1 protein-coding gene is annotated in these 13,759 nt (G+C 75.0%); it reads right to left on the reverse strand.

Annotated features, from left to right (window positions below; genetic code table 11):
- Nucleotides 1-52: 52 nt before the first annotated feature.
- Complete coding sequence (locus ACFV8H_RS27955; protein WP_380405224.1) at nt 53-13,636, reverse strand: amino acid adenylation domain-containing protein; 13,584 nt, start codon at nt 13,634-13,636, stop codon at nt 53-55.
- Nucleotides 13,637-13,759 lie beyond the last annotated feature (123 nt).

The raw sequence follows: 13,759 nt of genomic DNA on the forward strand, positions 1-13,759 counted from the left end.
TGGTGCGGGGGGTGTCGCGGTGGTGCGGGGTGGTGCGGTGGTGAGGGGAGGCTCAGGGGCGGGGCGTGGGGGCCTGCGCGGGGTCGCGCAGGCGGTCGGCGAGCACCGGGCCGATGACCGCGAGGGCCTCCGGGCCGGTCATCGCGCCGTGGGTGCTGGGCACTGGGTGGACCTCCAGCCGGCCGCCCACGTGGGGCCGCCAGCTCTCGGGGTCGGGGGCGTCGGCCGGGCGGTCCTGGGCGGCGACGAAGACCAGTGCGTCGCCGTCGTAGCCGGGCAGCGGGGCGTCGCCGGCCAGCGCCAGGTTGGCCAGGAAGACCTCGACCACCCGGGCCACCCCGGCGCCGCTCAGCCCGGCCAGCGGGCCGGCGCCGTGCCGGACCAGCTCGGCGTAGCCCGCCTCGTCGGCGGGCCAGTCGGTGATCTCGCCGGCCTGCTGCCCGAGGGACTCCAGGATCGCGGCGAGCAGCGCCGGGTCGCGGTCGGGGGAGCCGTCGGTGATCCGGTCGGGGGAGCCGCCGGTGATCCGGTCGGGGGAGCCGCCGGTGATCCGGGCGTACTCGTCCAGCTCGGGGTAGCCGTCCAGCAAGGCGAGCAGGTCGACCCGCTCGCCCTGCTCCCGCAGCAGCGCCGCCACGGCGTGGGCGACCGGGCCGCCGAAGGACCAGCCCAGCAGGGCGTACGGGCCCTCGGGGCGCACCGAGCGCAGTTCGGCCAGGTAGTCGCGGGCCATCTCCGCCAGGCTCGCCGGGTGGCGGGAGAGGTCGGCCAGGCCGGGGGCCTGGAGGCCGTAGATCGGCTGCTCGGCGTCCAGGTGGCGCAGCAGGCCGGTGTACACCCAGCTGATCCCGGCCGCCGGGTGCACGCAGAACAGCGGCGGGCGCGAGCCGCGGGTGCGGATCGGCAGCAGCACCGGGAAGTCCTCCTCGGCGGGGGCGCCGTCCCGGGCCGCGGCCAGCAGGTCGGCCAGCCCGGCGACGGTCGGCGCCCGGAACAGCGCCCGGACGCCGAGTTCGGCGCTGCCGGTCAGCTCGCGCAGCCCGGCGACCAGGCGCCCGGCCAGCAGCGAATGGCCGCCCAGCTCGAAGAAGTTGTCGTCGATGCCGACCCGCTCCAGGCCGAGCACGTCGGCGAACAGCCCGCAGAGCACCTCCTCCAGCGGGGTGCGCGGCGCCCGGCCCCCGCCCGCCCGGCCCGGCTCGGGGGCGGGCAGCGCCCGTTCGTCGAGCTTGCCGTTGGGGGTCAGCGGCAGGCGTTCCAGCGGCACCAGGGCGGCGGGCAGCATGTAGTCCGGCAGCTCGGCGGCCAGGTGGGTGCGCAGCGCGTCCAGGTCCGGGGCCCCGGCGTCCGGGGCCGGCACCAGGTAGCCGACCAGGCGCTTCTCGCCCGGGGCGTCCTCGCGCACCACCACGGCGGCGGAGGCCACCTCGGGCCGGGCGCTGAGCACCGAGCCGATCTCGCCCAGCTCGATCCGGAAGCCGCGGATCTTCACCTGGGCATCGATCCGGCCCAGGTAGTCCAGTTCGCCGGAGGCCGTCCAGCGGGCCAGGTCGCCGGTGCGGTACATCCGGGTGCCGGGGGCGCCGAACGGGTCGGCGACGAAGCGCTCGGCGGTCAGCGCCGGGCGGCCCAGGTAGCCGCGGGCCAGGCCGGCCCCGGCGACGTACAGTTCGCCGGGCACCCCGGCGGGCACCGGCCGCAGCCGGGAGTCCAGCAGGTACAGCCGCAGGTCCGGGATGCCGGCGCCGATCAGTGACCGGGACTGCCCGGCGGCCGTGGCGGTGTCCAGCGGACGGTAGGAGACGTGCACCGTGGTCTCGGTGATGCCGTACATGTTGACCAGCACCGGCGCGTCCTCGGCGTGCCGCTCGTACCAGGGCGCCAGCCGGGCCAGGTCGAGCGCCTCGCCGCCGAACACCACCCGGCGCAGGGCGAGCCGGGAGCCGAGCTCCGGCTCCTCCTGGTCGGCCTGCATCAACTGGTAGAAGGCGGACGGGGTCTGGTTCAGGACGGTGACCCGCTCGCGCACCAGCAGCTCCAGGAACTCCCGGGGCGAACGGCTGGTTCCGAAAGGCACCACGACCAGGCGGCCGCCGTGCAGCAGCGCGCCCCACAGCTCCCAGACCGAGAAGTCGAAGGCGTAGGAGTGGAACAGGGTCCAGACGTCCTCCGGGCCCGGGGCGAACCAGTGGTCGGTTGCGGCGAACAGGCGGGCGACGTTGCGGTGCGGGATCACCACGCCCTTCGGCCGGCCGGTCGAGCCCGAGGTGTAGATGACGTACGCCGGGTGGTCCGGGCCGAGCGCGGGGGCGGGGGAGGGGGCCTCGGCGGGCGTCCGGGCCAGTTCGGCGGCCGTCCCCGGGGCGTCGAGCAGCAGCAACGGCAGCTGGGGGTCGGGCAGTCGGTCGGCGGCCGCGGTGGTGGTGAGCAGCAGTGCGGGCGCGGAGTCGGCCAGGGTGTAGGCGATCCGGTCGGCCGGGTAGTCCGGGTCGATCGGCACGTAGGCGCCGCCGGCCTTGAGCACCGCGAGCACGGCGACCACCAGCTCCACCGAGCGGGGCAGTGCCAGCGCCACCAGGCGCTCGGGGCCGGCGCCGCGGGCGGCGAGGAGCCGGGCCAGCCGGTTCGCCCGGGCGTCCAGTTCGGCGTAGTCGATCCGCTCGTCCTCGTCGACCACCGCCACGGCCTGCGGGGTCCGGGCCGCCTGGGCCGCGAACAGCTCCGGGAGGGTGCGGGGTTCGGCGGCCGCCGGCCGATCGGTGGGCGCGCTCCAGTGGTCCAGGATCAGGGCCCGCTCGGCGGGGTCGAGGATCTCCGCCGCGTCGACCGGGCGGGCCGGGTCGGCCAGCACGGCGGTCAGCAGCCGCTCGAAGCGCTCGCCGACCGCCGTCACCGTGGCCGGGTCGAACAGCTCCTCGGCGAACTCGACGACCACGCCGATCCCGGCCGGGGAACCGTCGGCGGCCAGCCGCTCGCTGAAACCGAAGGCCAGGTCGAACTTGGCGAGTTCGGCCGCCGAGGGCTCCACCCGGGCGGGCAGGCCGGCGAAGTCGAGGGCGGCCTCGGCCTCGGGCCCGGCGGCGAAGGTCAGCATCACCTGGAACAGCGGGTGCCGGGCCGTCGAGCGCGCCGGGTTGAGCACCTCGACCAGCCGCTCGAAGGGCACGTCCTGGTGCTCGAAGGCGTCCAGGTTGGCCTGCCGCACCCGCTCCAGCAGCTCGTGGAAGCTCGGGTCGCCGGAGAGGTCGGCGCGCAGCACCAGGGTGTTGACGAAGAAGCCGATCAGCTCGTCCAGCGCCTCGTCGGTGCGTCCGGCGACCGGGGTGCCGAGCGGGATGTCGGTGCCCGCGCCCAGCCGGACCAGGGTGGCGGCCAGCGCGGCCTGCACCACCATGAACACACTGCTACGGCTCTCCCGCGCCAACTCGACGACGGAGGCGTGGAGTTCGGCCGAGAGCCGGAACTCGACGGTGTCCCCGCGGCGGGTGGGTGACAGCGGCCGCTTGCGGTCGTAGGGGAGCGTCAACTCCTCCGGGAGACCGGCCAGCGCCTGCTGCCAGTAGGCGAGTTGGCGGTGCTGGGCGCCGTCCGGGTCGTCCTCCGCGCCGAGCAGCTCGCGCTGCCAGAGGGCGTAGTCGGCGTACTGGACGGGCAGCGGCCGCCAGTCGGGCTCCGCGTTCGCGCGGCGGGCCCGGTAGGCGGTGTCCAGGTCGCGCAGCAGCGGGCCGACGGACCAGCCGTCGCTGACGATGTGGTGCATCAGCACCAGCAGTGCCTGCTCGCCCTGCGGTAGGGAGAACAGCGTGGCCCGCAGCGGGAGTTCGACGGCCAGGTCGAAGGCCTCCCGGCTCGCGGCGGCCAGCGCCGCCCGCAGCTGCGCCTCGTCGGCCACCGTACGGGTGTGCAGGACGGGTTCGGCGCTCGGGGCGATCAGCTGGTGCGGCCGGCCGTCGGCGCCGGGGAAGGTGGTGCGCAGCACCTCGTGCCGGGCGACCACGTCGGCCAGGGCGCCGGCCAGGGCGTCGGCGTCCAGGGTGCCGTCGATCCGGAGCACGAGCGGGGTGTTGTAGAGCGCGCTCGGGCCCTCGAACTGGTCGATGAACCAAAGGCGTTGCTGGGCGTGGGAGAGCGGGACCAGCTCCGGGCGCGGCCGGGGCAGCAGCCGGGCGCGGACCGGGCCGGTGCCCTCGCCCAGGTGGCCGGCCAGGGCGGCCACGGTCGGGTGGTCGAAGAGGGCGCGGATGGGGAGTTCGACGTCCAGGGCGGTGCGGATCCGGCTGATCAGCTTGGTGGCGAGCAGGGAGTGGCCGCCCAGGGCGAAGAAGTCGTCGTCGATGCTCAGGGCGGGCAGGCCGAGGGTCTCGGCGAACAGGGCGCACAGGGCCCGTTCGGCGGTGCTGCGGGGGGCGCGGCCCTCGGGGGTGCCGGTGTAGTCGGGGGCGGGCAGGGCGCGGCGGTCCACCTTGCCGTTGGCGGTGACCGGCAGCGCGTCCAGGGTGACGATCGCGGCCGGGACCATGTAGCCGGGCACCCGGTCGGCGAGGAAGGTCCGCAGTTCACCGGGGGTGGCCCCGCCGGTGACGTAGGCGACCAGGCGCTTGTCGCCGGGCTGGTCCTCGCGGACCGTCGCCACCGCGTGCCCGACCGCCGGGTGGGCGGCCAGCGCCGCCTCCACCTCGGCCGGCTCGATCCGGAAGCCGCGGATCTTCACCTGGTCGTCGGCGCGGCCGAGGAACTCCAGCACACCGTCCGCGCTCCACCGGACGATGTCGCCGGTGCGGTACATCCGCTCGCCCTTGCCGCCGAACGGGCAGGCCACGAAGCGCTCCGAGGTCAGCCCCGGGCGGCCGACGTAGCCCCGGGCCAGGCCGTTGCCCGCGAGGTACAGCTCACCGGGCACCCCGGCGGGGACGGGCCGCAGGGCGTCGTCCAGCACGTACGCCCGGGTGTTGGCCAGCGGGCGGCCGATCGGCACCACGGCCGGGACGTGCCCGCCGGGCGTCATGGTGAAGGTGGTCTTGATGGCCGTGGTCTCCGTCGGCGCGTACACCGCCACCACGTCCGTCTCCGGGCACGCCCGGAACAGCTGCCGGACGGCCTCCGGGGGCACCACGTCACCGCCGGTCCACACCTGGCGCACCCCGCGGAACGCCTCCGGGGTCTCCTCGGCCATCAGCCGCAGCAGACCGGAGGGCGCCTGCACCAACGTGACGGCGTGCCGGGTGATGGTCGCGGCCAGCGCGGGCAGGTCGAGCTGTCCGGGGGCGGCCAGCACGATCCGCCCGCCGGTCACCAGCGGGGCCCACACCTCGGTGGTGGAGGCGTCGAAGGCGGTGGGCGAGTGCAGCAGGACGCTCTCGTGGTGGCCCTGGTGGAAGTGCGGGTTGGTGAGCAGGTCGACGACGTTGCGGTGGGTCACCGCGACGCCCTTGGGGAGGCCGGTCGAGCCCGAGGTGTACATCACGTAGAGCAGCTGGCCGGGGTGGGAGCGGCGGCCGGCGGGGGCCTGGGCGGCGGGGGTCCGGGCAGTGGGGGTCTGGGCAGTGGGGGTCTCGGTGACGTCGAGGGGGGTGAGGCCGGTGCCGGTGCCGCCCGCCTCGTGGCGGAGGACCGGGTGGTCGCGGTGGGCCGGGTCGACCAGGACGAGCTGCGCCCGGGTGTCGGCGAGGATGTGCCGCATCCGGTCCAGCGGGTACCGGGCGTCCAGCGGGACGTACGTGCCGCCCGCCTTGGTGACCGCCAGGATCGCCGTCACCAGCTCGGCCGAGCGGTCCATCAGGATCGCGACCGGCTCCTCCACCGCCAGCCCGCGGGCCAGCAGCACGGCGGCCAGGTTGCCCGCCCGGGCGTCGAGTTCGGCGTAGCTCAGCCGCCCGGTGTCGGACACGACGGCCACCGCCTCGGGGGTGGCGGCCGCCCGGGCCTCGAACAGCTCGGACAGCGTGCTGTCGGCGATCGGGACGGCGGTGTCGTTCCAGCCGGTGAGCAGCTGCTCGCGCTCGGCCGGGTCGAGGATCTCGATGGTGCCGATCGGCGCGTCCGGGTCGGTGGCGGCGGCGTCCAGGACGCGCAGCAGGCGCTCGGCGAGGGTGGCGACGGTGGCGTGGTCGAAGAGGTCCGCCGCGTACTCCACGGCCGCGGCCACGCCGAGCGGGGTGCCGTCCGCGTCGTGCTGCTCGGTGAAGTTGAAGTTCAGGTCGAAGTGCGCCTGGGACTCGCCCGCGCCCTCCAGCACCCCGCTCACCCCGCCCAGGGTGAGCACGGGGGCCGGGCCGCTGCTCACCGTGAGGACGGTCTGGAAGAGCGGGTGGCGGGCCGGGGTGCGGGTGGGGTTGAGCTGTTCGACCAGGCGCTCGAAGGGGAGGTCCTGGTGCTCGAAGGCGTCCAGATCGGTGCGGCGGACCCGGTCGAGGAGTTCGCGGAAGCCGGGGTCGCCGGAGGTGTCGGTGCGCAGGACGAGGGTGTTGACGAAGAAGCCGACCAGGTCGTCCAGGGCTTCGTCGGTGCGTCCGGCGACGGGGGTGCCGAGCGGGAGGTCGGTGCCGGCGCCGAGCCGGGTGTAGAGGGTGGCGACGGCGGCCTGCACGACCATGAACAGGCTGGCCCGGTTGGCGGCGGCCAACTCGGTGAGTCGCCGGTGCAGTTCGGCGTCCAGCCGGTACTCCACCGTCCCGGCCCGGTGGCTCGGGGCGGCCGGGCGCGGCCGGTCGTACGGGAGTGCCAGCTCCTCCGGGAGCTCGGCCAGGGCCTGCTTCCAGTGGGCGAGTTGGGTGTGCTGGGCGCCGTCCGGGTCGTCCGCGGTGCCGAGCAGGCCGAGCTGCCAGAGGGTGTAGTCGGCGTACTGGACGGGCAGCGGCCGCCAGTCGGGTTCCGTGTGGGCGCGGCGGGCCCGGTAGGCGGTGTCCAGGTCGCGCAGCAGCGGGCCGACGGACCAGCCGTCGCTGGCGATGTGGTGCAGCAGGACGACCAGGGCGTGCCGCTCGGCGTTCAGCGAGAACAGCGAGACCCGGATCGGCAGGTCCTCGGCGAGCCGGAACACCGTGCCGGTGGCCTCGGCCACGGCGGCGCGCAGCTCCGTCTCGTCGGCCACCGTGCGGGTGTGCAGGGCGGGTTCGGCGTGCGCGGCGATCAGCTGGTGCGGCCGGCCGTCGGTGGCGGGGAAGGTGGTGCGCAGCACCTCGTGGCGGGCGACCACGTCGGTCAGGGCCCCGGCCAGGGCCTCCGGGTCGATCTCTCCGCTGAGGTGGGCGACGAACGGGGTGTTGTAGAGCGCGCTCGGGCCCTCGAACTGGTCGATGAACCACAGGCGTTGCTGGGCGGGGGAGAGCGGCACCAGGGCGGGCCTGGCCTGCGGGCGCAGCGCCGGGCGGGCCGGGGTGTCGACGGTCGGCAGGGTGGTGGCCAGGGCGGCCACGGTGGGGTGGTCGAAGAGGGCGCGGAGGGGGAGTTCGACGTCCAGGGCGGTGCGGATCCGGCTGATCAGCTTGGTGGCGAGGAGCGAGTGGCCGCCGAGGGCGAAGAAGTCGTCGTCGATGCCGAGGGCGGGCAGGCCGAGGGTCTCGGCGAACAGGGCGCAGAGGGTCTGCTCGGTGCCGGTGCGGGGGGCGCGGCCCTCGGGGGTGCCGGAGTAGTCGGGGGCGGGCAGGGCGCGGCGGTCGACCTTGCCGTTGGGGGTGACGGGGAGGGCGTCGAGCACCAGGACGGCGGCCGGGACCATGTAGCCGGGGAGGCGCTCGCTTGCGAAGGCGCGCAGTTCGCCGGGGGTGGCGTCGCCGGTGACGTAGGCGACCAGGCGCTTGTCACCGGGCCGGTCCTCACGGACCAGGGCGAGGGCCTGGCCGACGGCGGGGTGGGCGGTGAGGGCGGCTTCGACCTCGCCGAGCTCGATCCGGAAGCCGCGGATCTTGACCTGGTCGTCGGCGCGGCCGAGGAACTCCAGCACGCCTTCCGTGGTGCGGCGGACGAGGTCGCCGGTGCGGTACATCCGGGAGCCGGGGGCGCCGTACGGGTCGGCGACGAAGCGTTCGGCGGTGAGCGCCGGTCGGCCGACGTAGCCGCGGGCCAGGCCGTTCCCGGCGACGTAGAGCTCGCCGGGGACACCGACCGCGACGGGCCGCAGGGCGTCGTCCAGCACGTAGGCCCGGGTGTTGGGGAGCGGGCGGCCGATCGGGACGCTGTCCGGCACCTCGGCTGCGGTGGTCATCCGGTGGTGGGTGGCGAAGGTGGTGGTCTCGGTGGGGCCGTAGCCGTCGACGACGGTCAGGCCGGGGCAGGCGGTCATGACGCGGCGGACGGCGGCGGGGGCGACCACGTCGCCACCGGTCCACACCTCCCGGAGGCCGGTGAAGAGGGTCGGCGCCTCGGTGGCCATGACGTTGAACAGTCCGGCGGTGAGCCAGGCGGCGGTGACGCCGCCGTGCTGGAGGGTGTCGGTGAGTTCGGTGACGCCGAGGCGTCCGGGTGGGGCGAGGACGAGGCGGGCGCCGGAGAGGAGTGGGGCCCAGAGTTCGTAGGTGGAGGCGTCGAAGGCGGTGGGGGAGTGGACCAGGACGCGTTCGTGGGCGCCGCCCGCGAAGGTGCCGCCGAGGGCGAGGTCGACTATGGAGCGGTGGGTGACGCCGATGCCCTTGGGGGTTCCGGTGGAGCCCGAGGTGTGCATGACGTAGGCCAACTGCTCGCCAGTGGTCACGAGTTCGAGGTTGGCGGCTTGCTTCTCGCCGACCGTGAGGGTGGCCAGCCCGGCCAGCGCGGGGTGGTCGCGGTCGGTGACGGCGATCCGGGGGCCCGCGTCGGCGAGGACGGCCGCGAGGCGCTCCTGCGGCTGGGCGTCGTCCAGCGGGACGTAGCTGCCGCCGGCCTTGAGCACCGCGAGCAGGGCGATGACCAGGGCGGGGGAGCGCTCCAGCAGCAGGGCGACGGGGGTCTCGGTGCCGACGCCCGCCTCGACCAGGCGCAGCGCCAAACCGTTGGCCCGGGCGTTGAGTTCGGCGTACGACAGCTCGGTGGAGCCCGCGACCAGGGCGATCGCCTCGGGCGTGGCGGCGGCCTGGGCCTCGAACAGCTCGGGCACGGTACCCGGGGGCAGCTGCGCCACCGGCCCGTGCCAGCCGGTGAGCAGCTGCTCGCGCTCGGCCGGGTCGAGGATCTCGATGGTGCCGATCGGCGCGTCGGGGTCGGTGACGGCGGCCCGGAGGACGCGCAGCAGGCGCTCGGCGAGGGTGGTGACGGTGGTGTGGTCGAAGAGGTCCGCCGCGTACTCCACCGCGCCGGAGAGGCCGCCCGGTCCGGCCGGTCCGCCCGGTCCGCCTGGTCCGGCCGGTCCGCTCAGCTCGGCGAAGCCGAAGGAGAGGTCGAACTTGGCCACGTTGAGGTCGAACTCCAGCTCGCCGCAGGGGAGACCGCCGAAGGTCTGCGGCGCCTTCGCCTGGTTCTCCAGGGCGATGAGGGTCTGGAAGAGCGGGTGGCGGGCCGGGGTGCGGGTGGGGTTGAGCTGTTCGACCAGGCGCTCGAAGGGCACGTCCTGGTGCTCGAAGGCGTTGAGGTCGGACTGTCGGACCCGGTCGAGGAGTTCGCGGAAGCTGGGGTCGCCGGAGGTGTCGGTACGCAGCAGGAGGGTGTTGACGAAGAAGCCGACCAGGTCGTTGAGCGCTTCGTCGGTGCGTCCGGCGACGGGGGTGCCGAGCGGGAGGTCGGTGCCGGCGCCGAGCCGGGTGTAGAGGGTGGCGACGGCGGCTTGCAGGACCATGAACAGGCTGGCCCGGTTGGTGGTGGCCAACTCGCCCAGCTGCTGGTGCAGTTCGGCGTCGACGGTGAACTCGACCAGCTCGCCCCGGTGGCTCGGCACGGCCGGTCGCGGTCGGTCGTAGGGCAGCGCCAGTTCCTCCGGCGCGTCGGCCAGGGATGCCTGCCAGAAGGCGAGTTGCTGTCCGATCAGGCTGTCCCGGTCCTCCTCGTCGCCGAGGAGTTCGCGCTGCCAGAGGGTGTAGTCGGCGTACTGGACGGGCAGCGGCTCCCACGAGGGCGCGTCTCCGTGCAGGCGGGCCCGGTAGGCCTCGCCCAGGTCGCGGAAGAGCGGGGCGACGGACCAGCCGTCGCTGGCGATGTGGTGCAGCAGGAGCAGCAGCACATGCCGCTCGTCGGGCAGCGAGAACAGGGCTGCTCGGAGGGGCAGTTCGGTGGCGAGGTCGAAGGCGTGCGCGTTCGCCCGGTCCAGCAGCCCGGCCAGCTCGATCTCGTCGGCGACGGTGGTGACGGTCAGGGTGGGCTCGACGGAGTCGGCGACCAGCTGGTGGGGCTGCCCGTCGGCGACCGGGAAGAGGGTGCGCAGCACCTCGTGCCGGGCCAGCAGGTCGTGCAGGGCGGCGGTCAGGGCCCCGGTGTCGACCGGGCCGGTGAGCCGGAGGGCGAAGGGGGTGTTGTAGAGGGCGCTCGGGCCCTCGAACTGGTCGATGAACCACAGGCGTTGCTGGGCGTAGGAGAGCGGTACCGGCTCCGGGCGGGTGCGCGCCGTCAGTCCGGCCCGCCCCGGGGTGGTGTCCGCGCCGAGGTGCTGGGCCAGGGCGGCGATGGTGGGGTGGTCGAAGAGGGTGCGCAGGGGGAGTTCGGTGCCGAGGGCGGTGCGGATGCGGCTGGTGAGCCGGGTGGCGAGCAGGGAGTGGCCGCCCAGGTCGAAGAAGTTGTCGTCGATGCTCGGCTCGACGGTTCCGAGGACCTCGGCGAAGAGTGCGCACAGGGTCTGCTCGGTGGTGTTGCGGGCCGCCCGGCCGGGGGTGGCGGCGGAGTAGTCGGGGGCGGGGAGGGCGCGGCGGTCGACCTTGCCGTTGGAGTTGACCGGGAGGGCGGTCAGCGGCACGACGGCGGCGGGGACCATGTAGCCGGGCAGCCGGTCGGTGACGAAGGCGCGCAGCTCGTCGAGCGGGGCGTCGCCGGTGACGTAGGCGACCAGGCGCTTGTCGCCGGGCCGGTCCTGGCGGACCGTCGCGAAGGCCTGCCGGACGGCCGGGTGGGCGGCGAACGCGGCCTCCACCTCGGCGAGTTCGATCCGGAAGCCACGGACCTTGACCTGGTCGTCCGTTCGACCGACGAACTCCAGTTCGCCCGTGGTGCTCCAGCGCACCAGGTCGCCGGTGCGGTACATCCGGGAGCCGGGGGCGCCGTACGGGTCGGCGACGAAGCGCTCGGCGGTGAGCGCCGGGCGGCCGACGTAGCCGCGGGCCAGCCCGTGGCCGGCGAGGTACAGCTCGCCGGGGACACCGACCGGCACGGGCCGGAGGGCGTCGTCGAGGACGTACACCCGGCTGTTGGGCAGCGGGCGGCCGATCGGCACCACGGCGGCCGGCACCTCGGCGGGGGAGGTCATCGCGCGGCGGGTGGCGAAGGTGGTGGCCTCGGTCGGGCCGTAGACGTTCACCACCCGCAGGCCGGGGCAGGCCTCCAGGACGCGCCGCATGGCCGCCGGTGAGGCGATGTCCCCGCCGGTCCAGACCTCGCGCATCCCGGCGAAGGACTGCGGGGCCTCGGTAGCCAGCACGTTGAACAGGCCGGCGGTGATGAAGGCGCCGGAGACCTGCTCCCGGCCGAGCAGGTCGGCGAGTTCGGTGACGCCGAGCCGCCCGGGCGGGGCGATGACGACACGGCCACCGGAGAGCAGCGGGGCCCAGAACTCGTAGGTGGAGGCGTCGAAGGCGGTGGGGGAGTGCACCGCGACCCGGGCGAGGTGCTCCCCGGTGAAGGCCCCGCCGAGGGCGAGGTCGACGATCGAGCGGTGGGTGATGCCGATGCCCTTGGGCTTCCCGGTGGAGCCGGAGGTGTGCATCACGTACGCCAACCGCTCGTCCGCGATGGCCAGTTCGAGGTTGGCGGCGGTCTCCTCGCCGACCGTGAGGGTGGTCAGCCCGGCCAGGGCGGGGTGGTTGCGGTCGGTGACGGCGATCCGGGCGCCCGCGTCGGCGAGCACGGCCGCGAGGCGCTCCTGCGGTTGGGCGTCGTCCAGCGGGACGTAGCTGCCGCCGGCCTTGAGCACCGCCAGCAGGGCGACGGCCAGGGCGGGGGAGCGCTCCAGCAGCAGGGCGACGGGGGTCTCGGTGCCGACGCCCGCCTCGGCCAGGCGCAGGGCCAAACCGTTGGCCCGGGCGTTGAGTTCGGCGTACGTCAGCTCGGTGGAGCCCGCGACCAGGGCGATCGCCTCGGGCGTCGCGGCGGCCTGCGCCTCGAACAGCTCGGGCACGGAACCCGCCGGAAGCTGCGCCACCGGTCCGTGCCGGCCGGTCAGCAGGTCCTCGCGCTCGGTCGGGCCGAGGATCTCGATCCTGCCGATCGGCGCGTCCGGGTCGGCGGCGGCCGCCCGCAGCACCCGGGCGAGGCGCTCGCCGAGGGTGGCGGCGGTGGTGTGGTCGAAGAGGTCCGCCGCGTACTCCACCGCGCCGGTCAGGCCGTTGGCGGCGCCCTGCGCGTCGTGCTGCTCGACGAAGGCGAAGGACAGGTCGAACTTGGCGAGGTGCTGGTCGAGGACGTGTTCCCGGCAGGCGAGCCCGGCGAAGTCGGCGGGGAGGTCCTCGTCGCTGTCCAGCGTCAGCATGGTCTGGAAGAGCGGGTGGCGGGCCGGTACGCGGGCCGGGTTGAGCTGTTCGACCAGGCGCTCGAAGGGCACGTCCTGCTGGTCGAAGGCGTCCAGGTCGAGGCGGCGCACGCGCGCCAGCAGCTCGCGGAAGCTGGGGTCGCCGGTGGTGTCGGTGCGCAGGACGAGGGTGTTGACGAAGAAGCCGACCAGCTCGTCCAGGCCCTCGTCGGTGCGCCCGGCCACCGCGGTGCCCAGCGGCAGGTCGGTGCCGGCGCCGAGCCGGGTGTACAGCGTGGCGACGGCGGCCTGGAGGACCATGAACAGGCTGGCCCGTTCCTTCGCCGCCAACTCGGCCAGGTCCGCGTACAGTTCGGCGTCCAGGGCGAGCTCGGCGGCGCCGCCGAGCCGGGTGGGCGCGGCGGGTCGGGGCCGGTCGTAGGGGAGGGCCAGTTCCTCCGGGGCCTCGGCCAGGGCGCGCTGCCAGTGGGCGAGTTGGGTGGCGATCACGCTCTCCGGGTCGTCCTCCTCGCCGAGGAGTTCGCGCTGCCAGAGGGTGTAGTCGGCGTACTGGACGGGCAGCGGCTCCCACTGCGGCGCGGCGCCGGCGCGGCGGGCCCGGTAGGCGGTGTCCAGGTCGCGGAAGAGCGGGGGGACGGACCAGCCGTCGCTGGCGATGTGGTGCATCAGCACCAGCAGCACGTGCTCCTCGGCGGAGAGCGAGAACAGCGTGCAGCGGATGGGCAGTTCGGTCGCGAGGTCGAAGACGTGCCCGGCCGCGGCGGTGAGCAGGGCGGTCAGCTCGGCCTCGTCGGCGACCGGGACGGCGGCCACCCCGACGGCGGCGACGGCGGGGCTCTGCGGCTCGGCGATCGACTGCTGCGGGCGGCCGTCGACGGCGGGGAAGGTGGTGCGCAGCACCTCGTGCCGGGCGAGCACGTCGCGCAGCGCGAGGGTGAGGACGGCGGCGTCGAGCCCACCGGTCAGCCGGACGGCGAACGGGGTGTTGTAGAGCGCGCTCGGGCCCTCCAGCTGTTCGATGAACCACAGCCGCTGCTGCGCGAACGACAACGGGATCACGGTCTGCCTCCGACGGATGACGTGCTGAGTGGGGACTGGGCGTTCGGGCCACCGGGGACGGCCGGTGGCCCGCGCGACCTGCGACGAGCGGTGATCTGCGGGGACCCGCGAGGACCGGGGAGG

Source organism: Kitasatospora sp. NPDC059827 (genome assembly GCF_042731675.1).
Lineage (GTDB): Bacteria > Actinomycetota > Actinomycetes > Streptomycetales > Streptomycetaceae > Kitasatospora.